This window comes from Actinosynnema sp. NPDC050436 (assembly GCF_040655415.1).
In the GTDB taxonomy this organism is placed as follows: domain Bacteria; phylum Actinomycetota; class Actinomycetes; order Mycobacteriales; family Pseudonocardiaceae; genus Actinosynnema.
Genome location: NZ_JBFAJV010000009.1, coordinates 279,253 through 299,573, shown reverse-complemented (window position 1 = coordinate 299,573; position 20,321 = coordinate 279,253). Strand labels below are relative to the sequence as shown.

Genomic DNA, 20,321 nt, shown 5'->3' with positions numbered 1-20,321 from the left:
CGGTGTGCGCCGGAGAGAGGACGACCGACGTGAAGTACCTGCTGATGATCTACGGCAACCAGGAGAAGTGGGACTCGTTCCCGGCCGAGGAGTGGCCCGAGGCGATCGCCAAGCAGGAGGCGTTCAACACCCGGTACCGGGAGAGCGGCGAGCTGCTGGGCGCCTACGGCCTGGGCGACGCGGTCACCGCGAAGCTCGTCCGCCGGGAGAACGGCGTCGCCGTGGTGACCGACGGGCCCTACATCGAGAGCAAGGAGTACATCGCCAGCCTGTACCTGCTCGACGTGGCGAGCGAGGAGCGGGCCCGGGAGATCGCCGCCGACATCCCGTTCGCCGACGCCGACCCGGTGGAGCTGTGGCCGATCCTGCACGAGTCCCCGCAGCCGTGACGGGCGCGCGGTGACCGCTCCCCACCGGCTCGAGGACCTGCTGCGCGAACTCGCGCCGCAGGTCCTCGGCGCGCTCGTGCGCCGGTACGGCGGGTTCGACGCCTGCGAGGACGCGGTGCAGGAGGCGTTGCTCGACGCCGCCGCCCAGTGGCCCTCCGGCGTGCCGGACAACCCGCGCGGCTGGCTGGTCACGGTGGCCGCGCGGCGGCTCGTGGACCACATCCGCTCCGAGCAGGCCCGCCGCCGGCGCGAGCTGGCCGCGACACCGCAGGCCGAGCTTCTCGCCCGCCCCGCCGACGCCGACCACGACCGCGACGACTCGCTGGCGCTGGTGTTCCTGTGCTGCCACCCCGACCTGTCCGACCCGAGCCGGGTCGCGCTGACCCTGCGCGCCGTCGGCGGCCTGACCACCGCGCAGATCGCCGCCGCGTTCCTGGTGCCGGAGAGCACCATGGCGCAGCGGATCAGCCGCGCCAAGCAGACCATCAGGGGCACCGGGTTCGGCGCGCTGTCGCCCCGGGACCGCGCGGAGCGGCTGCGGGCCGTGCTGCACGTGCTGTACCTGGTGTTCAACGAGGGCTACGCGACGACCGACGGCGCGGACCTGACCGCGCCCGCGCTGTCCGACGAGGCCATCCGGCTCACCCGCTGGCTGGCCGACCTGCTGCCCGACGACGCCGAGGTCGCGGGCCTGCTGGCGCTGATGCTGCTCACCGACGCCCGCCGCCCGGCCCGCACCGGCCCGGACGGTGGCGTCGTGCCGCTGGCCGACCAGGACCGCACCCGGTGGGACCGGGACCTCGTCGCCGAGGGCCTGGCCCTGATCGGCCGCACCCTGCCGCGCGGGCAGGTCGGCCCCTACCAGCTCCAGGCCGCGATCGCCGCCGTGCACACCGAGGCACCGACCGCGCGGGAGACCGACTGGCCGCAGGTGCTGGCGCTCTACGAGCTGCTGGAACTGGCCGCGCCCAACCCGATGACCACCCTCAACCGGGCGGTGGCCGTCGGCGAGGTGCACGGGCCGGGCCCGGCCCTGGACCTGCTCGCCGACCTGGCGCGGGACAAGCGCCTGGCCGACCACCACCGCCTGCACGCCGTCCGGGCGCACCTGCTGGAACAGTCCGGCGACCGGGCAGGGGCGTCCTCGGCGTACCGGGAGGCCGCCCGCCGGGCGACCAGCGCGCCGGAGCGCCGCCACCTCACCGAACGGGCCAACCGCCTGGCCCCGGCGTAGCCGAGTGCGGGCACCTGGCCCACGGTGCTGTCGTGCCCCTGTGGTTGGCTGTGCCTCAGGGGAGGCGCGCACCGGGGGACGGGTTTCGCGCGTGCGCGCCACCGGTTGACCATGGGGGTGGACGATGAGGTCGCGCGCGTTCTGCACGGCACTGCTAGTAGCCGGGGCGTCACTGGTCGCGGTCGAACCGGCGGTGGCCGCCGCGCCGCGCCCGGTGCGGGCGTGCGCAGACCTGGTCGGCGGCTACGAGGTACCCGGCACGAAGGTGCACGTCGAGCAGGCGACGCCGGTCGCCGCCGGGGCCGAGCCCGAGCACTGCGACGTGCGCGGGCACGTCGAGCCGGCGGTCCGCTTCCAGCTCAAGCTGCCCACCACCTACTCCGGCCGCTACCTGCAACTGGGCTGCGGCGGGTTCTGCGGCGAGCTGGTGCCGCCGACCGTCCGGTCGTGCGCGCCCGCGCCCGGCGACTTCGCGGTGGCGACCACCGACGACGGTCACGTCGGCGGGGGCGTGGTGCCCTCGGCCGACGGCCGGTGGGCCGCGCACGACCGGGCTGCCCGCGACGACTGGGCGTTCCGGGCACCGCACGTGCTCTCGCTGGCGTCGAAGCGGGTGATCGCCGCCTACTACGGCGCACCCCCGCGCACCTCCTACTTCGACGGCTGTTCCAACGGCGGCCGGGAGGCCCTGCTGCTGGCCCAGCGCTACCCGCACGACTTCGACGGGATCGTCGCCGCCGCACCCGCCCTGCACTTCTCCGCGCTGGTGCTGCACGAAGCGTGGCTCGCCCGGTCGAACACCGACGCGGCCGGCAACCCCGTGCTGACCGGCGAGAAGCTGCCGGCGCTGCACGACGCGGTGCTGGCCCGCTGTGACGGGCTCGACGGCCTGGTGGACGGCCAGCTCGAAGACCCGCGCCGCTGCGACTTCGACCCGGCGACCACCGGGTGCCCGGCGGGCGCGGACGCGCCGACCTGCCTGACCCCGGCACAGGTCGAGGTGGTGCGCAAGGTGTACGGGGGAGCGGTCGACGGTCGGGGCCGCCGGCTCTACCCGGGCGGCCAGGAGCGCGGTTCGGAGCTGGCCTGGTACGGCTGGCTGATCCCGTACCCGCCGTTCGGCGACTCGCTCGCGCACCTGCTCGCGGACAACTACCTGCGTCACCTCGGCTACCCGATCGGCACCCCGCACAGCTCGGCCGAGCAGGTCGGGTTCACCGCCGGCGAGCTGCACCGGCTGGCCGTCGAGGGGTCGCGGGCCAACGCGTCGAGCCTCGACCTGAGCGCCTTCCGCCGCGCCGGCGGCAAGCTCGTCCTCTGGCACGGCTGGAACGACCAGGCCATCCCGCCCGCCGGCGTGCTGGACTACTACGACCGGCTGACCCGGCGGGAGGGCGGTCGCGCCGCCACCCAGCGGTGGGCCAGGCTGTTCATGGTCCCGGCGGTCTACCACTGCGGCGGCGGCGACACCCTCACCACCTTCGACCCGCTGCCGGAGCTGGTCCGGTGGACCGAGGGCGGCACCGCCCCGGACCGCGTGGTCGCCACCGCGCGCGCCGACGACGGGACCGTCACCCGCACCCGCCCGGTCTTCCCGTACCCGGTGCAGGCCCGGTACGACGGCAGCGGGAGCGTGGACGACGCGGCGAACTTCGTGCCGTGGCACCCGCAGGAGCCGCCGCACGACACCGTCGACTGGCTCGGTGCGTACCTGCACCACCTGCCGGGCCCGGTGACCAGGCCCTGACCCCGACCCCCGGGGGTCGGGGGTGTTCAGCCCGTGATGACGACCTTGCCCCGGGCGTGGCCCTCGCCGAGGTGCGCGAACGCGTCCGCGACCTGCGCCAGGGGGTAGGTCCGCCCGACCAGCGGCACGATCGCGCCGGAACCGGCCAGGGCGACCAGTTCCGCCAGGTCGGCCGGCACCACCGTGGACACGACGACCTTGACCCGCTGGCTGACCAGCATCGACGTGACGCCGGCGCGGACGACCCGGGGCAGGCTGCCCAGCCACCGCCCGCCGCGCCCGCTGTTGGTCAGCAGGGTGCCGTGCTCGGTCAGCACCCGGCACAGGTCGGTGATCGGGTGGTTGCCGACGTTGTCCAGCACGACGTCGTAGCGGGCGTCCTCGGTGGTGAAGTCGCGCTCCCGGTAGTCGATCACGTCGTCCACGCCGACCGACCGCAGCAGCTCGGCCGACCCGCCGCACACCGCCGTCACCACGCACCCCCGGTGCCGGGCGAGCTGCACCGCGAACGACCCCACGCCGCCCGCCGCGCCGTTGACCAGCACCCGGTCGCCGGCCGAGAACTCGGCCGCGCGCAGCGCGTGCAGGGCGGTGAGCCCGGCCATCGGCAGCGCCGCCGCCTGCTCGAACGTCAGGTTCGCCGGTTTGGCGACCAGGTGCGCCGCCTTCGCCACGGCGCACTCGGCGAACGCCCCGACGCCCTGGCCGACCACCTCGTCGCCCGGCCGCAGCCCGGTCACGCCGGGGCCCACCGCCTCGACCACGCCGGCCAGGTCGCTGCCGCGCACCGGCCTCCTCGGTCGGCGCACCCCGGCCGCGAGCCGCAGCACGTACGGCGTCCCGGTGAGGAAGAGCCAGTCGGCGTAGTTCAGCGACGCGGCCCGGACCCGCACCAGCACCTCGCCGCCGCGCGGGGTCGGCGTGTCGACGTCGGCCAGTTCCAGGACCTCCGCCGTGCCGTACTCGTGCTGCACCGCCGCCTTCACTCGACGGTCCGCAGGATCTGCTCGACGGACGCCACGCGGGTGCGCAGTTCGGCCACGTCGGCGGCGGTGCGCTGCTGGGCGTCCAGGGTCTTCTCGGCGAGCTGCTCGTAGCGGCCCACGAGTTGCCGCAACTGCTCCTCCTGCTCGGCGTTGATCCGCGCCTTGCGGATGTCCAGGAGGCTCTGGAACAGGAACAGGGCGGTGACCACGGCGAGGAAGACCAGTCCGATGGTGAGGACCGCGTCGGGCCACGTCGTGCCTCCCTGCGGGCTGACGTTCATCAGGAACGCTCCTTGCGTCCGGGACCCTTGTCGGGGTCGGTCAGGGTGAGGGCCGCCTCGGCGATCGCCGGGGCGGTGAGGCGCACGTCGAACCCGGTGACCTCGTAGTACTTCATCGCTTTGCCGTCCTCGGACAGCTCCAGCGTGCCGACCACCAGGCCGGCCGCCTCCAGGCGCTGGAGGTGCATGTGCAGCAGGGGGCGGCTGATGCCGATCTCGCGGGCCAGGTGGCTGACGTAGTCCCGGCCGCCGGCGAGCGTGGCGACGATCCGCAGGCGCAGGGGGTTGGCGAGGGCGGCCAGGACCTCGACCAGGTCGTCACCGGTCGGCCGCGTCATGGTCAGCCCAACCCTTCACGTGTCAGAAAGTTCTTACATGTGAAACCGTAGCACGACACCGGCGGCAGGGGGACCGGCACGAGGCCGCGCTCGTTTAGCGTGCACGCCATGCGGTCCCTCTCCCCCCTGTACGCGGCGGGTTTCGTGACCGCGTTCGGCGCGCACGGCATCGCGGCCGGCCTCGGCGGCTACACCCACGCCTCGCTGCTCACCCTGGGCCTGCTGCTGGCCGTGTACGACGGGGCGGAGGTCGTGCTCAAGCCCGTGTTCGGCTCGCTGGCCGACCGGGTCGGACCCCGGCCGGTGCTGCTCGGCGGCCTGGTCGCGTTCGCGCTGGCCTCGGCCGCGTTCGTGGTCGCCGGGGAGGCCGGCGCGGGCGCGGTCGCCGTGGCCAGGCTCGGCCAGGGCGCTGCCGCCGCCGCGTTCTCCCCGGCCGCCGGCGCGCTGGTCGCCCGGCTCACGCCCGCCGAGGGCCACGGGCGCGCGTTCGGCGGCTACGGCGCGTGGAAGGGCCTCGGTTACACCCTCGGACCGCTGCTGGGCGGCGTGCTCACCGCCGTGGGCGGCTACCCGCTGCTGTTCGCGGTGCTCGCCGGCCTCGCGCTCGCGGTCGCGGGGTGGGCGCTGCTCGCGGTGCCCGCCGCGCCGCCGCTCCCGCGCGCCCGGCAGACCCTCCTGGACCTGGCCCGCAGGCTCGCCCACCCCGGTTTCCTGCGCCCCACGGCGGCGCTCGCCGCCGCCACCGCCGCACTGGCCGTGGGGGTCGGTTTCCTGCCCGTGCACACGGCCGCCGCCGGACCGGTGGCCACCGGCATCGCGGTCTCCGCCCTGGCCGCTGCGGCGGCGCTGGTCCAGCCCTGGGCGGGCCGCGCCCGCGACGCCGGACGCCTGCGCGACGGTGCCGGCATGGCCGCCGGCCTGCTGCTGGCCGCCGCCGGCTACGGGGTGGCGGGCCTGCTGCCGGGCCTGGCGGCGACCCTCGTCGCGGCGGTCGCGATCGGCGCGGGCGCGGGCCTGGTCACCCCGCTGGGCTTCGCGGCCCTGGCCGCCGCGACGCCGCCCGAGCGCCTGGGCCAGACCATGGGCAGCGCCGAGGTGGGCCGCGAACTGGGCGACGCGGGCGGCCCGCTGCTGGTCGGCGGCATCGCCGTGGTCGTCGGCCTGTCCGGCGGGCTGCTCGGCCTGGCCGCCCTGCTCGCCCTCACCGCCGCCGCCACCCGCCGCTGACGCCACCCGGTGCGGCGGAGCCCGCCCGCGACCGTCGCAGCGGATGGTCGGGGACGGGCTCCTACCCGGAGGGCGATCAGAACGGGTAGTGCGCGTGCTCGGTCGCCAGCGTGATCCACCGGGTCGCGGTGAACGCCTCCAGACCCCACCGGCCGCCGAACCGCCCGTAGCCGCTGGACTTCACGCCGCCGAACGGGGCCTGCGGCTCGTCGCCCACGGACTGGTCGTTGACGTGCACGATCCCGGTCTTCACCCGGCGGGCCAGCGCCAGCCCCCTGGTGCCGTTCTCGGTCAGGATGCCGCAGGTCAGGCCGTGCTCGGTGTCGTTGGCGCGGGCCACCGCCTCGTCGTCGGAGGTGAAGGTCTCCAGCACGCACACCGGCCCGAACGCCTCGCCGTAGTGCAGGTCCATCCCCGGCGTCACGCCGGTCAGCACGGTCGCCCGGTGCAGCGCGCCGGTCGGCTCGTCGCCGCCGGTCAGCACGGTCGCGCCCTTCTCCCGCGCGTCGCGCACCAGCGCGGCGACCCGCGTCGCGGACCTCTCGTTGACCAGCGGGCCGATCACCGTCTCCGGGTCGGCCGGGTCGCCGTGGGGCAGGGAGTCGACCTTCGCCACGAACCGCCGGGTGAACTCGTCGGCGATCCGCTCGTGCACCAGCACCCGGTCGCCGGACATGCAGATCTGGCCGGAGTTCATGAACACGCCGAACACCGCCGCGTCCACCGCGTGGTCCAGGTCGGCGTCGTCCAGCACGATGATCGCGTTCTTGCCGCCCAGTTCCAGCACGGCCGGCTTGAGGTGGCGGGCGGCGTGCGTGCCGATGATCCGGCCGACGCCCGTGGAGCCGGTGAAGTTCACCGCCCGCACCCTCGGGTCGGCGATCAGCGACTCGGCGACCTCGGCGGCGTCCGCCGGGTCGTTGGTGACCACGTTCAGCACGCCGGCGGGCAGGCCCGCGTCGCGCAGCACGTCGGCCAGGAACAGCCCGGACGCCAGCGGGGCGTCCTCGCTGGGCTTGAGCACCACCGTGTTGCCGGCCGCGATCGGCGCGGCGAACGCCCGCACGCCCAGGATCAGCGGCGCGTTCCACGGGGCGAACGCCGCCACCACGCCGAGCGGCTCCCGCACGGCGAGCCCTAGCGCGCCGGGCTCCTGCGCGGACAGCACCTCGCCCAGCGGCGCGGTGACCGCCGCAGCGGCCTCGCGCAGGACGTTCGCGGCCAGGAAGACGTTGAACGCCGCCCACCGCCGGGTGCCGCCCGCCTCGCCCGCCATCAGCTCCACGGCCTGCTCTGCGCGGGAGTCGAGCAGGTCGGCCGCGTCGAGCAGGATCTTGCGCCGGGCGAACGGGCGGACCGCCGCCCACTCGGCGAACGCGGCGTCGGCGGCGGCCACCGCGTTCGCCACGTCCTCGGGGCCGGCGGCGGCGACGGTCGCGTAGACCTCGCCGGTGAAGGGGTTCACGTCCTCGACGGTGCGGCCTGACGTCGCGGGCACGTCGGAGCCGGCGATCAGCAGGTCGCGGTGGATGGTCATGGTTCAGCGCCTCCGGACCTCAGCAGGGTTTGCCGCCAGCATACGAACTCGGCCGGCGCTGCTCTTGTGCGGCCGTGTCCGCCATTTGGCCGTGCGCGCACGCCTTCGCCCGGTCGTCACCGACAGGTCATCACCCGTACCTCTTGGTCACGACGAAAGCGGTGCCCGCCAACGGTTCACCGACCGGGGTCAGCGCCCACTCCGCCACCTGCTCGGGCCGGCCCGCGCTGCGGTCGAGCAGGTCGGCGAGTTCGGCGGCGGAGGGGTGCACGTCACGGGCGCACCGCAGCACGGGCTCGCCGGTCGCGCCGCTGTCCTCGTCGTCCGGGTCGTCGGGCACCCACCGGCAGATCTCCACCCGCCAGCCGGCCCGGTCGTGCGAGCCGTCCGGTACCGGGGCCTCGACGCTGAGGAAGCAGCCGTCCTCGCCGTCGCCCACCGGGTCGTCGGTGAGGGCGAAGTCCTCGACCAGCAACCGGGCGTTGTCGTTGGCGCACCGGGTGTAGGCGTCGAGCAGCAGCCGCAGGTCGGCGGCCCCGGTGCGGACCTGGTCGGCGGTCAGCCCCTCCTGCACGCGGTCGAGCCGCCGGCGGGCCTCGCCGCCGAGCCCGTCCACGTCGCCGTAGGACACGAACGGGGCGCCGAAGTCCCACAGCCGACCGTCCGAGGCCGGCGGCGCGGTGCCGGCGGCGTGTGCGGCCAGCGCCTCGCGCAACCCGCGCACCTCCGTCTCGACCTCGGCCTCGATCGCCAGCCGGACCGGTTCGGGGACCCGGGCGGTGCACTCGTCCAGGTACAGCAGGGAGTCGTGCAGCAGCGCCTTCACGTACTCGTACCAGAGGCTGTGGGCCCCGGTGAGCAGGTCGCGGCGCACGGCGTGGTCGGTGATCGCGGCCAGGTGGTCGGCCGGGTAGTGCGCGAACCGGCCGTCCCGGGTGTCGGGCACGCTGACCGGCACGGTGGCGCAGGCGGAAATCCGGTTGAGCGCGTCCACCACCGACGCGGCCAGGCCGGTGTCGTCGATGCTGGTGACGGTCGAGGACACCACGCCCGCGTGGCCCCGGTAGGTGGCGAACACCTGCACCTTGCCACGGCTGGGGTGCTGGGAGTAGATGGTCACGGCACGACCCCTTCGGCCCACGGGTCGGCGACCGGACACCGGGGGCGGGACTCGGGACGCGGGCACGCCCCCGCGTGCCGCGCACTGCCGGCGGTGGTCCAGGTCCGATCCCGGACTCCTTGCCGGAGCGCGACTTTAGCGCACGGCGCACCGAGCCGTCCGGTGATCGACCCGTCGCCCGACCCGCCGCGCGGCGGGTCGGGCACTCACCACCGGCCGAAGTGCACGGCCTCCTCGAACGGCCGGCGCGCGCGGGTGCGCGGGGACGCGCCGGGCGAGATCGGCTCGTCGGCGTCGTGCCCGATGGCGATCACCCCGATCGGCTCGTGGTCGGCCGGCACCCCGAACTCCTCGCGCACCGCGTCGAAGTCGTCCGCGCCGAGCCCGAAGTACACCGCGCCCAGCCCCTCGTCCACGGCGGTCTGGAGGACCAGCAGCGCCGCCATGCCGGTGTCGACGTACCAGAACGGCACCGGCCAGCGCTGCTCCGAGCGGTCGGTCCACCCCTTGTCGGGTTCGGCGTACCGGTCGAGGTAGGCGTCCTTCACCGCGAACGGCACCACGACCACGGGCGCGTCCTTGACCGAGGGCGACGTCCACAGCGTGATGCGGTCGTAGAGCCGCGTCCGCTCGTCCCCGCGCAACACCAGGAACGCCTGCCCCTGCGAGAACCCGGCGGACGGCCCGCGCAGCGCGTTGCGCACGATCCGCCGCACGCTCTGCTCGGGCACCGGCTCGTCGGTGAACCTGCGCACCATCCGCCTGCGCCGCACCACGTCCTGGAACTCCACGAGATCCCCTCGTCGTCGCGTCGCACCCAAGCTAGCGCGCCCCCGACTCACCTGTCCGCACCTGGACCCGTTACCCGACCAAGGTCGCGTGACGCAGCACTTGCGAGTCGCACCGCATGGGCGTCCATCGGGGTGATGGCGGATGCGTTCACCGCACACGGGCCACGATCAACCGGATGATTGGTCGTCGCACCAGCACCGAGCCCGCTCGCCGCTCCTGCTGCTTCGAGGAGAACAGCCGATGCCATCACCGCAACCCCGGCGGCGAACGCGAGTCGTGCCCCTGGATCCCACGGGCGAGGACTGTTGCTCGACCAGCTTGGTCGGTCGGCTGCCGCACAGGGGAGCGTTCATCGACGTGTCCGTGGCCGAACGGATCAGGAGCGACGCCACGGCTCCGGGCAGCGGGATCACCTTGGACACCGTCCCGGCGGCCGTGCGCACGGCGCGGGAGGCCCGCTGTCCAGTAGCCCGCGCCGCGCCGTCTCCGGTTCGGGAACGGTGGGCACAGTCCATTTCGGGGCCCGCAACCCTGCCTCGCCCATCGCCTCAGCGTAGACGTCAGCGTCCCAGCGTGTGGTCGACAGCGCGACGGGTGTCGTCGGTGTGAGCAGCGAGAGGCCCACCCGGTGTCGACGCACGTCGTGCACTGCCCGGTCGTCGACCACCTCGGCTGCCCCGAGGTCGCGGGACAGCCGAGCACAGGTGCCGTAGCCGGTGTCCAAGTGGGCAAAGCCTGGAGGCCGACGGCCCTGTGCCACTTCGCTCTCAGCGGCACCGACCACAGCCACGCCGAACAGAACGCCGCCATCGCCGCCTACGTCCGCCGGCGCAACACACGAGCACGAGCGCGGGCCGGACGCCCCGGCGCCGGTCGGTCGCCGACGCCGGGGCGGGCGGTCAGGTGCGGGCCGTCAGGGTGTGGGCGACCAGGTCGCCCACCCACGGCAGCACCGCGTCGCGGACCCGCACCGGGCGGGGGAGCAGGCCGTTGGCGGCGAGCAGGTCGGCCGCGCGCTGCTGCTCGTCCAGGAACGCCTCGTCCACCGGGTGCACCCCGAACGGCCGGTTGCGCAGCGCGCGTTCCCACGAGTCCAGGTCGGCGTCCACGCCGCGCGCCGCCGCGTCGTCCACGAAGTACCGGGCGGCGTCGCGCGGGTTCTCGGTGATCCAGCGGTCGGACTCCTGCAACGCCTCGACGATCGCCGCCAGCTCCTCCCGGTGGCCCTCGGCGAAGTCGCGGCGGGTGAACCACAGCGACGGGTGGCTGAACAGGCCCTCGGTGGCGACCAGCGTGCGCAGCCCGATCCGGGCCTCCACCCGGTCCAGGTCGGGGTAGGACCCGGTCCACGCGTCGATCCCGCCGTCCAGGAACAGCTGCGCGGCGTCTGCCCCGGTGTCGACCGGTTCGACGTCCGCCCAGCTCAGGCGGGCCTGGTCGAGCGCGAACAGCAGCAGCGTGGTCTGCCACGAGCCGTGCGCGACGCCGACCCGGCGACCGCGCAGGTCGGCGACCTCCCGGATCGGCGAGTCGGCGCGGACCACGATCCGGCCGTTCTCCGTGCGCGGCCCGGACACGCCGAGGTAGACCACGTCGTGGCCCGCGCCCAGCGCGGTGATCGGCGGGGTGAAGCCGGTGCCGATGACGTCGTAGCCGCCCTCGGCGAAGAGCTGGTCGCTGTGCACGGTCGGCAGCCCGGACCTCGGGTCGGGCCGGTCGCCCTGCGGCAGGGACCGCAGGTCCACCCACGTGACGTCGGGGAGCCTGCGCTCCAGGATGCCGTTGTGCCGCAGCACGAACAGCGAGTTGTTGTGCGGGAAGAATCCCACGCGAACGGCCATCGCGGACCTCCATGCGAGTTCGGTGAGGACCCGGCGCGGACACGCGCCGGGTGACGGGGGAAGGGGGATGCGCGGTCAGCGCGGGGGCAGCAGCAGCGCGGCGATCCGGTCCACCCGGGCCAGCGCCTGGTCGACGAACCAGCGGACCCGGTCGTCGGTGATCAGCTCGGGCGTGGCCCGCAGGGTGAGCGCGGCGTAGCCGAAGCCGTCGGCGTCCGGCACCGGCACGGCGACCGACCGGACGCCGACCTCGCTCTCGCCGTCGTTGAGCGCGTACCCGGCGGCGCGCACCCGGTCCAGCTCCGCGCGCAGCCCGTCGCGGGAGCCGATGGTCCGGTCGGTCGGCCGGACCAGGTCGGGCAGCGCGTCGAGGTCGTCCTCGCCCGGCGGCGCCCACGCCAGCAGCACCTTGCCCATGGCGGTGGCGTGCAGCGGCGCGCGGACGCCGTCCGAGGACTCCCCGCCGACCGCGCCGCCGATCAGCACGAGTGCGTCGTGCCCGCTGCGCACCGAGATGCTGGCCGACGCCCGGGTGGCGCGGGCCAGCCGGGCGAGGACCGGTTCCAGCCGGTGCAGGCCGTGCTGGAAGTAGTGCAGCCGGCCCATCTCGGCGACGGTCGTGCCGAGCCGGTACCGCGCGGTGCCCGGGTCGCGCTCCAGGAACCCGGCCGCGACCAGCGCGAGGACCAGCCGGTGCGCGGTGCTGATCGGCAGCCCCATGGCCTTGGCGATGTCGGTGACGCCTAAATCGGGCCCCCGGTGCCGGAAGCACTGGAGGACGCCGAGGGCGCGCTGCACCGCCTGCGCGCCCGTCGGGGCCCCGTTCGTCGTCTTCACCGGTCCGCCGCTCCTTCGCCGTCACGCACGGGCGGTCACCGGCCCGGTGCGCTCGCGGTCGCCCAGCCGGCCCCGCAGCAGCGGCAGGACCCCCTCGGCGACCCGGTACGCCTCCTCCAGGTGCGGCCCGCCGGCCAGGATGAACGAGCCCACGCCGAGGTCGATCAGCTCGTCGAGCCGTTCGGCGACCTGCTCGTAGCTGCCGACCAGGCCGAACGCCGGGCCGGGCCGCATCAGCGCGAACCCGGCGAAGACGTTGGGGCGCACCTCGAAGTCGCGGAAGCCGGTGAACGACCCGGGCTGGAACGCGAGCGCCCGGCGCACGCCGAAGGAGTCGCCGCCGTCGCGGGAGAGCTGCGCCCGCACCGCTTCCGGCCGCACGTGCCGCCAGCCGCGCTCGACCTCGGCCCACGCCTCCTCCGCCGTCTCGCGGGCCAGGACGTCGATCCGCACCGCGAACTCCGGCGCGGTGCTGCGCTCGCGGACCGCGTCGAACTTGGCGCGCAGCGCCTCGACCGGCTCCAGCCACGACAGGTAGTAGTCGGCGTGCCGCCCGGCCGCCTCGATCGCGGCCGGCGACGAACCGGAGAAGTACACCTCGGGGAACGGCAGCCCGGCCAGCGGACCGGGCAGCCCGCCGCCCTCCACCCGGTAGAACCGGCCGTCGAAGTCGAACGGCCCGCCGTCCCAGACGCCGCGCAGCACGTCCAGGAACTCCGAGGTGCGCGCGTACCGGTCGTCGTGCGCGACCTTGTCGCCCCACCAGAGCTGGGGCGGCCCGCCGCCGCCGGTGATGATGTTGTAGGCGACCCGGCCGCCGGTCGCGCGGTGCAGGCTCGCGGTCATCCGCGCGGCCTGCACCGGGTTGAGGAAGCCGGGCTGGAACGCGACCATGAACTTGTAGGTCTTCGTCTCCCGGGCCAGCGCGGAGGCCACCGCCCACGGGTCGTCGGTGCCCGGGAACGACGGCAGCAGGCCGCCGTGGAAGCCCAGGGACTCCGCCGCCCGCGCGGTCTGCACCAGGTAGTCGAGCAGGCCGTAGCCGTCCGGCTCGCCGTCGCGGGTGCCCGGCGCGATGCTGTCGGGCCCCGGCGGCGCCCAGTCGCCCCGGGACTGCCGGTGTGCGGTGCGCATCGAGGCGGGGTCCCCCGCCATGCCGATCCGCCACCAGAGGTCGATGGTCATGTCAGGCCCTCCCGGCGAGCAGCGGACGCAGGTGCTGCGCGATCCGCAGCACCTCTTCGAGCGCGGGGTCGGCGGACAGGAAGAAGGTGTCGAAACCCCGCTCCCGGTACGCCTCGACCTGATCGGCGACCTGGGCGTAGGTGCCGCGCAGGCCCGGTCCGGCGGTCAGCTCGGCCTCCTCCTCCCGGGCGTGCACGACGGCCTGCAACGCCCGCCGGACCCGTCCGTCGAGCCGGGCGAGGTGCCGGTCCAGCTCGTCGTCCGGCGCGTGGTCGAACACGTGCACGTCGGCGTGCTCGGCGGACAGCGCCAGCGCCTCGTCGGACGTGCCGGACAGGTAGACGGGCGGGAACGGCAGGCCTGCCAGCGGGCCGGTGAACCCGCCCTTGACGACCTCGTAGAACCGGCCGGTGAAGTCGACGTCCCGGCCGTGCCACACCGCGCGGGCCACGGTGAGGAACTCGGCCGCCCGCGCGTACCGGTCCGCGCCGGTGACGAAGTCGCCCTGGGCGCGCTGGACGCGGTCGTCCAGCTCCACCTCCAGCCGCCAGCCCAGCCGTCCGCCGAAGGCCCGTTGCAGGGTCGCGGACAGCTTCGCCGCGTACACCGGGGTGGCGATGCCCGCCGGGAAGCCCGCCACGACGTCGAGGAAGCGGCTGTCGCGGCCGAGGGAGGCGGAGACCACGAGCGACTCCTCGCCGAACGGGTCGTAGGGCACGTGCACTCCGGCCAGCCCGCCCAGCTCCGCAGCGCGGGAGATCTGGTGCAGGTGGTCGAACGGCGTGGGCGGCGGCCCGCCGGCCCGGCCGTCCCGGATGAACGGCGGCAGCGCCGGCGCGGCCGCCCAGCCCCGGGCGCGCGGGCCGTCGCCCCGGGTCGGGATGGTCCAGATGATTCTGGGCGCGCTCACCGGCCGGCCTCCAGCAGGGCGTGCGCCCCGGCCAGCGGCTCGTGCGCCGCCCACGCCCGGACGTCCACGTCCCGCGCGAGGAACCCGTGCGCCAGCAGGAAGTCCTTCTGGCGGGTCAGCAGCTCCAGCCGCTCCGGCGACAGGTCGGGGTGCAGCGACTCGTGGAACCCGTCCCGGTACGCGGCGGCCACGCCGTCCGGGCCCGAACGGGTCTCCCGCGCCAGGATCTCGCGCACCCGGTCCAGGTTCACCGCCGCCCAGTCGGCCGCGCGCAGCGTCCTGAACAGGAACCGGGCCACCAGGTCCGGCCGCTCGGCGAGGATCTGCTCGTGCACGGTGATCGGCCGGGGCGTGCCGTTGTTGACCCGGAACCGCCGGTCCGCGAACGCGTCGAGGTCGACCCCCGTCACCAGCCCGTGCGCCGCCGCCTCCTCGGCGGCCCGCGCGCCCTTGACGTACACGGCGTCCACCTCGCCGCGCGCCAGCGCCTCGATGCCGAACAGCGAACCGCCGCCCTGCGCGCCCCGGCCGACGTCGCCCTGCCCGGTCGGCACCTCGACCGGCACCACGTCGGCGAGGGACAGCCCGACCGCGCGCAGCGCGCCGGCGAACCCGTGCAGCGCCATCGCGCGCGGGAAGCTGCGCGCCCGGTCGGCGGCGAACGCCGGCAGCGCGACCCGCCTGCCTGCCAGGTGCTCGGGCGCGGTGATGCCGGAGCCCGGTCGCACCACGATGAGCTGCGACTCGTCGATCCAGGTCAACCCGATCAGCCGGGTGGGCGCTCCCTCGGACCTGGCCACCAGCGCGGGCACGTTGCCGCCCTCGCGGAACAGGCCCACCAGCCGGTGGTCGAAGTGCCGCGCGGCGATGTCGGGCGGCGCGTCCTGGAGCACGCCGACGTCCAGGCCGTCGGCCGCGAACTCCTCGGCCAGCCAGCCCAGGTCGTGGGCCAGGCCGCTGGCCGTGGGCACCGGGCAGCGGGTGTACCAGATCCGGTCCTGCTCAAGCGTCGACGTGCTCATGGGTGCTCCTGGGAGGGTGGTCGGGGGAGACGCCGAGGGCGGCGAGGTAGTCCTTGCGGTGGGCGATCACGGCGCGGTCGTCGCGGTCGCGCGGCCGGGGCACGTCGATGCGCCGGTCGAGCGCGAAACCGCCGTCCCGCAGCACGATCGCCCGATCGGCCAGCAGCAGCGCCTCGTCCACGTCGTGGGTGACCAGCAGCACCGCCGGGCGGTGCCGCGCGCACAGCTCGGCCACCAGTTGCTGCATCTGCAGGCGGGTCAGCGCGTCCAGCGCGGCGAACGGCTCGTCGAGCAGCAGCAGCTCCGGCTGCCGGACCAGCGCGCGGGCGAGCGCGACCCGTTGCGCCTCCCCGCCGGACAGCGTGGCGGGCCAGCTCCGCGCCTTGTCCGCGAGCCCCACCTCGGCCAGCGCGGCCAGGCCGGGACCGCGCGCGGCCTTGCCCCGCTGGCCGATCGTCACGTTGGCGAGCACCCGGCGGGCCTGCACCAGCCGGGGTTCCTGGTACACGACCGTGCGCGCACGGGGCACCAGGACCGTCCCGGCATCGGGCCGCTGGAGGCCCGACAGCAGCCGGAGCAGGGTGGTCTTGCCGGTGCCGCTCGGGCCGAGCAGCGCGACGAACTCGCCCGGCGCGACGTCCAGGTCGATCCCGTCCAGGACGCGCTTGGCCCCGAAGTCCTTGCGGATGCCGCGCAACCGCACCACGGCGTCGCTCATCCGGTCGCCGCCCCGTGCCGCAGCCACGGCATCGCGGTCCGCTCCACCAGCCTGATCACCAGGTCCACCCCGATCCCGATCACCGCGTACACCACGATGCACAGCACCATGTAGTCGTTCCGGTAGTACTGCTGGGCGAGGGTGACCAGGTAGCCGATCCCCTCGGTGGCGCCGACCTGCTCGGCCGCGATCAACCCGACCAGGCTGATGCCCAGGCAGATCCGCAGCGCCATCAGGATGTTCGGCAGCGCGCTGGGCACGATCACCCCGACCGCGAGCCGCCACCCGGTCAGCCCGAACCCGCGCACCGCCTCGACCACCTTGCGGTCCACCGACCGCACGCCCAGGTAGGTGTAGGCGTACATGGGCGAGGCGGACGACACCGCGATCAGCGCCACCTTGAACGCCTCGTCCACGCCGAACCACGAGATGAACAGCGGCACCAGCGCCAGGAACGGCACGACCCGGACGATCTGCACGGTCGCGTCGACCAGTTCCTCACCGAGCCTGGTCAACCCGCTGACCAGGCCGAGGACCAGGGCGACGCCCACGCCGATGCCGACGCCGAGCCCGGCCCGCCCGAACGACGCCAGCGCGTAGTCCCGGAGCTGGCCGGTGCCCACCAGTTCCCAGAACGCCCGCACCACCTGGCCGGGCGAGGCCAGCACCTCGGTCGACACCAGGTCGTGCGCGGTCGAGTACCACCACGCGGCGAGGAGCAGCGCGGGCACGCCGGCCCGCAGCGCCAGGGACAGCCACCGGTTGCGCGACTTCGTGCCCAGGAAGGCGGGTTCCTCCAGCGCCGGCGCCGCGTGGGCCGGGCGGACCGCCGTCACGGTCACTTGGTGCCCGCCCAGTCGTGGAACGCCTTCTTCGGGTCGGCGGCGGCGGGCAGCACCTTGTTCTCGGTGAACACCGCCGACACCCCGGTGAGCCGCGCCTCGTCCTCGGGCTCGGGCAGGCGCAGCACGTTGTCGTACCGCCCGATGGCGATGTTGTTGTCGAGCTGGAGCCCCGTCGCCGCCGTCGGTCCCTGGTCGGCGAACACGTTCTGGAACTTCTCCGGCTCTGCCTTCTCCTGCTCGTCCAACTCGGACAGCACGGTGATCAGGGTGCGGACGACCTCGGGGCCCCGGGCCAGCAGGTCGGTGCGGGCGACGAACATGTTCAGGTCGTCGGACGGCAGGTCACGGCCCCGGAACACCACCCGCGCGCCCTTGGCGACCGCCTGCGGGAACGCCCGCACGATGGCGACCCAGGCGTCGACCTGCCCGCTGGCGAACGCCGAGGCGGCCTGGTCCTGTTGCAGGTGGACGCGCTGCACCTGGTCGGCGGGGATGCCCGCCTCCTTGAGCGCGAGCAGCAGCAGGTACTCGCCGCGACCGGCCTTGTTCACCGCGACCCGCTTGCCGCGCAGGTCCTGGACCGTCCTGATGGGACTGTCGGGCGGCACGACGAGCCCGTCACCGGCACCGGCCCGCTCGTCGGTCACCACGTCCTTGACCGCGACGATCTTGATGTCGTCCGAGGTGGCGAGGTAGCCCAGCGCGGGGGAGAAGGCCCCCTCGGCGAAGTTCACCGCGCCCGAGTGGATGGCGTCGGTGGTCGCGGTGAACGACGCGTACGTGCCGCCCCACTCGACCCTGGCGTTGAGCTTGGCCAGCGGGCCGTCGAAGCTCTTGTTCTTCTTGGCGTAGGCGAGCGGTCCGTAGTTGCCGGGGTCGACCAGCCTGACCACGACCTGCCCGGAGCCGGCGTCGGCCTGGCCACCGCACGCGGCCAGCGCCGTGACCAGGACCGAGGCGAGGCCGAGTGCGGCCGTCCGGGAGATCGTGGAGCGCGCGAAAAAACCCATGGCTGTGCCTGCCACTCCTTGCTGCGGGGAACCGGGGAAGGGGTCGCCGGGACGCCGCGACCCGTGGTGCTCGGGCGCGGTCGTCAGGCGGGGAGGTGGTGAGGGGAGCGCGTGGTGCCGCTCAGCGCGGCGGACACAGCGCGCTGGCGACCCGGAGCAGGTCGACGTGCTGACGCGTGGTCAGCCGGGGCAGCCTCATGCCGGGAACGCTAGGGAGCGCGCAGCAGGCCGGTCAATCGCGCCCCGGCGCTTCCCGCATCATGGAAATACCTCTGACCAGGCACTATTTCCCCCGGCTACCCTCCGGTCTTCCACATGGTGGCAACCCCGCCCGGAACCTGCCGCCGTCGCCGACGCGCCTCCGGCGCCTCGCCGACGCCCGACCCGGCCCCATCCGACCTCGCCCTGCCCGATCCGACCCGATCCGGTGGCCCGGGTGGCGCGCGGTTGGTCGTCAGCGCATCCTTCTTGTCCGGTGCCGCACGGAGCCGGGGTGCGTGGTTCCGCCGGGGACCCGGCACGCCGAGACTGCCCGGGTCAGCGGAGTGCCGGAGCCGCGTGCCCCGGCCTCCGGTTTCCGCCTGAAGGAGGGCGTGGACGGCCGGCCGGTGCCGGTGCCCACCGCGCCGCCGCGACCCGACCGGGAGTGCCCGAACCTTGGCAGCCGATCTGATCCTCACCAACGCGACGGTCCACACGGTCGACAGCGCGCACCCCCGCGCCACCTCCCTGGCCGTCGAGGGCGGCCGGGTGGTCGCCCTCGACGCGGTCGAGCCCGGACCGGGCACCGAGGTCCGCGACCTGGGCGGCGCGTTCGTCATGCCCGGCTTGGTCGACGTGCACAACCACCACGCGCTGGCCGGGCGGGCCGCGCTGTTCGAGCTGACCTTCGGCGGCGACCACGGCTTCGAGGCGATCCTCGACGCGGTCCGCGCCCGGTCGCGCGACCTCGGCCCGGACGAGTGGGTGGTCGGCGGCGCGTGGGCGTCGACCCTGGTGGAGACGCTGTCCCGGGAGTCGGCCCGGCGCGCGCTGGACGACGCGGCGGGCGGCCGTCCGGTCATGCTCACCGACGACAGCAGGCACAACCGGTGGGTCAGCAGCCGGGCGCTGGAACTGGCCGGCGTGACCTCCTCGACACCGGACCCGGCGGGCGGCGTGATCGTCCGCGACCCGGCGACCGGCGCACCGACCGGCGTCCTGCTGGAAGCGGCGGGCGTCCAGGTCGAACGGGCCGTCCGCAAGACGAGCACGCTGACCGACGAGCAGCACGCGCGCGCGTCCCGGCACGCCATCGAGGTGCTGCACTCCTTCGGCATCACCGCGTTCCAGGACGCCGGCGTGTCGGTCGACATCCTCAACGCCCTCAAGACCCTGGACGACGCCGGCGACCTGGCCGCCTGGGTGGTGTCGTCGCTGCTGGTCAACGACCCGATCTTCGGCTTCGACCCGATCGGGTCGGCGCTGATGGAGGTGGGGGACCGCTACCGCAGCGAGCACCACCGGCCGGACTTCGTCAAGATCTTCCTCGACGGCGTCCCGCCCACCCGCACGGCGGCGTTCCTGGAGCCGTACCTGCCCGACGAGGCGCACGGCGCGTGCTTCCACGGCGCACCGACCATGCCGCCCGCCGAGCTGGAGGGGTGGCTGCGCGCCGCCGCGTCCGCCGGGCTGTCCGCGAAGATCCACTGCACCGGCGACGCGGCGGTGCGCGCGACGCTCGACGCGGTGGAGAAGCTGCGCGCCGAGGGCCACACCGCCACCCGGTTCCAGGTGGCGCACGGCCAGTTCGTGCACCCCGACGACCTGGCCAGGTTCGCCGCGCTCGGCGTGGCCGCCGACATCTCGCCGTTCCTGTGGGTGCCGGGCGTGATCCCGTCGGCGATCGCCAACGTCCTGCCCGCCGACCGCGCGTCGAGGATGCAGCCCAACCGGTCCCTGCTCGACAGCGGCGCGCTGGTCGCCGGCGGGTCGGACTGGCCGGTCAGCGAGTCCCCCAACGCCTGGGAGGGCATCCAGGGCCTGGTGACCCGCCAGGACCCGGCGGGCGCGCACCCCGGCGCGCTGTGGCCGGAGCAGGCGATCACCCTCGCCGAGGCCGTCGAGGCGTTCACGCTCTCGGGCGCGCGGGCCATGGGCGTGGACGACGTGACCGGCTCGCTGACCCCGGGCAAGTCCGCCGACTTCGTCGTGCTGGACCGCAACCCGTTCGACAGCCCGGTCGAGGAGCTGTACCGCACGGCGGTGCTGGAGACGTGGTTCGCCGGCCGCCAGGTCTTCAAGCGCCCCTGATCGCGGAGGC

The 20,321-nt window shown here is 74.8% G+C and carries 20 protein-coding genes; 5 read left to right on the top strand and 15 right to left on the bottom strand.

Annotated features, from left to right (window positions below; genetic code table 11):
• Positions 1–29 precede the first annotated feature (29 nt).
• The 3 genes from AB0I60_RS23035 (at position 30) to AB0I60_RS23025 (ending at position 3,370) form a co-directional block, all read left to right on the top strand.
• Positions 30–389 (top strand): YciI family protein, encoded by a 360-nt coding sequence (locus AB0I60_RS23035; protein WP_360732795.1) that lies wholly within the window; start codon positions 30–32, stop codon positions 387–389.
• A gap of 10 nt (positions 390–399) precedes the next feature.
• A complete protein-coding gene (locus tag AB0I60_RS23030; RefSeq protein WP_360732793.1) occupies positions 400–1,623 on the top strand; it encodes a sigma-70 family RNA polymerase sigma factor in 1,224 nt (407 codons plus the stop codon).
• 124 nt (positions 1,624–1,747) lie between these two features.
• Complete coding sequence (locus AB0I60_RS23025) at positions 1,748–3,370, top strand: tannase/feruloyl esterase family alpha/beta hydrolase (protein WP_360732791.1); 1,623 nt, start codon at positions 1,748–1,750, stop codon at positions 3,368–3,370.
• A 26-nt stretch (positions 3,371–3,396) separates the two neighbouring features.
• Here the strand turns inward: AB0I60_RS23025 and AB0I60_RS23020 are convergent, their stop codons facing one another.
• Genes AB0I60_RS23020 through AB0I60_RS23010 form a run of 3 tightly spaced genes read right to left on the bottom strand, consistent with a single transcriptional unit; the run spans position 3,397 to position 4,975 of the window.
• Positions 3,397–4,356 carry an NAD(P)-dependent alcohol dehydrogenase gene (locus AB0I60_RS23020; protein ID WP_360732790.1) on the bottom strand — a complete coding sequence of 320 codons (960 nt, stop codon included), beginning with the start codon at positions 4,354–4,356 and terminating at the stop codon, positions 3,397–3,399.
• Positions 4,353–4,637 carry a hypothetical protein gene (locus AB0I60_RS23015; RefSeq protein ID WP_360732788.1) on the bottom strand — a complete coding sequence of 95 codons (285 nt, stop codon included), beginning with the start codon at positions 4,635–4,637 and terminating at the stop codon, positions 4,353–4,355. The genes AB0I60_RS23020 and AB0I60_RS23015 overlap by 4 nt, the downstream gene beginning before the upstream one ends.
• Positions 4,637–4,975 (bottom strand): winged helix-turn-helix domain-containing protein, encoded by a 339-nt coding sequence (locus tag AB0I60_RS23010; RefSeq protein ID WP_360732786.1) that lies wholly within the window; start codon positions 4,973–4,975, stop codon positions 4,637–4,639. The genes AB0I60_RS23015 and AB0I60_RS23010 overlap by 1 nt, the downstream gene beginning before the upstream one ends.
• Before the next feature lie 108 nt (positions 4,976–5,083).
• Between AB0I60_RS23010 and AB0I60_RS23005 the strand changes: the two genes are divergently transcribed.
• On the top strand, positions 5,084–6,202 hold the full coding sequence (locus tag AB0I60_RS23005; RefSeq protein ID WP_360732784.1) for an MFS transporter: 1,119 nt from the start codon (positions 5,084–5,086) through the stop codon (positions 6,200–6,202).
• A 76-nt stretch (positions 6,203–6,278) separates the two neighbouring features.
• On the opposite strand, the gene AB0I60_RS23000 is transcribed toward AB0I60_RS23005, so the two are convergent.
• From AB0I60_RS23000 to AB0I60_RS22945, 12 genes are all read right to left on the bottom strand, one after another.
• Positions 6,279–7,739 carry an aldehyde dehydrogenase family protein gene (locus tag AB0I60_RS23000; protein ID WP_360732783.1) on the bottom strand — a complete coding sequence of 487 codons (1,461 nt, stop codon included), beginning with the start codon at positions 7,737–7,739 and terminating at the stop codon, positions 6,279–6,281.
• A 130-nt stretch (positions 7,740–7,869) separates the two neighbouring features.
• Positions 7,870–8,859: a hypothetical protein gene (locus tag AB0I60_RS22995; protein WP_360732781.1), complete on the bottom strand. Its 990-nt coding sequence runs from the start codon at positions 8,857–8,859 to the stop codon at positions 7,870–7,872.
• A gap of 206 nt (positions 8,860–9,065) precedes the next feature.
• Positions 9,066–9,650, bottom strand: a complete 585-nt coding sequence (locus AB0I60_RS22990) for a nitroreductase family protein (protein WP_360732779.1) — start codon at positions 9,648–9,650, stop codon at positions 9,066–9,068.
• A 900-nt stretch (positions 9,651–10,550) separates the two neighbouring features.
• Positions 10,551–11,492 carry an ABC transporter substrate-binding protein gene (locus AB0I60_RS22985; protein ID WP_360732778.1) on the bottom strand — a complete coding sequence of 314 codons (942 nt, stop codon included), beginning with the start codon at positions 11,490–11,492 and terminating at the stop codon, positions 10,551–10,553.
• A 75-nt stretch (positions 11,493–11,567) separates the two neighbouring features.
• The gene (locus AB0I60_RS22980) at positions 11,568–12,329 is read right to left on the bottom strand and encodes an IclR family transcriptional regulator (RefSeq protein WP_360732777.1); all 762 of its coding nucleotides are present in this window, start codon (positions 12,327–12,329) and stop codon (positions 11,568–11,570) included.
• A gap of 21 nt (positions 12,330–12,350) precedes the next feature.
• Positions 12,351–13,514 (bottom strand): LLM class flavin-dependent oxidoreductase, encoded by a 1,164-nt coding sequence (locus tag AB0I60_RS22975; protein WP_360732775.1) that lies wholly within the window; start codon positions 13,512–13,514, stop codon positions 12,351–12,353.
• A gap of 1 nt (position 13,515) precedes the next feature.
• Entirely contained in the window at positions 13,516–14,424 is a 909-nt protein-coding gene (locus tag AB0I60_RS22970) for an LLM class flavin-dependent oxidoreductase (RefSeq protein WP_360732773.1), read from the bottom strand.
• Positions 14,421–15,446, bottom strand: a complete 1,026-nt coding sequence (locus tag AB0I60_RS22965; RefSeq protein WP_360732772.1) for an ABC transporter substrate-binding protein — start codon at positions 15,444–15,446, stop codon at positions 14,421–14,423. Before AB0I60_RS22965 ends, AB0I60_RS22970 begins: the two co-directional genes overlap by 4 nt.
• Positions 15,427–16,164: an ABC transporter ATP-binding protein gene (locus AB0I60_RS22960; RefSeq protein ID WP_360732867.1), complete on the bottom strand. Its 738-nt coding sequence runs from the start codon at positions 16,162–16,164 to the stop codon at positions 15,427–15,429. Before AB0I60_RS22960 ends, AB0I60_RS22965 begins: the two co-directional genes overlap by 20 nt.
• A complete protein-coding gene (locus tag AB0I60_RS22955) occupies positions 16,161–17,000 on the bottom strand; it encodes an ABC transporter permease (RefSeq protein ID WP_360732770.1) in 840 nt (279 codons plus the stop codon). The genes AB0I60_RS22960 and AB0I60_RS22955 overlap by 4 nt, the downstream gene beginning before the upstream one ends.
• Before the next feature lie 2 nt (positions 17,001–17,002).
• A complete protein-coding gene (locus AB0I60_RS22950) occupies positions 17,003–18,019 on the bottom strand; it encodes an ABC transporter substrate-binding protein (RefSeq protein WP_360732768.1) in 1,017 nt (338 codons plus the stop codon).
• A gap of 121 nt (positions 18,020–18,140) precedes the next feature.
• Entirely contained in the window at positions 18,141–18,218 is a 78-nt protein-coding gene (locus tag AB0I60_RS22945; RefSeq protein ID WP_360732865.1) for a putative leader peptide, read from the bottom strand.
• A gap of 458 nt (positions 18,219–18,676) precedes the next feature.
• On the opposite strand from AB0I60_RS22945, the gene AB0I60_RS22940 reads away from it, so the two are divergent.
• The gene (locus tag AB0I60_RS22940; RefSeq protein WP_360732766.1) at positions 18,677–20,311 is read left to right on the top strand and encodes an amidohydrolase; all 1,635 of its coding nucleotides are present in this window, start codon (positions 18,677–18,679) and stop codon (positions 20,309–20,311) included.
• The last annotated feature ends 10 nt before the right edge of the window (positions 20,312–20,321 follow it).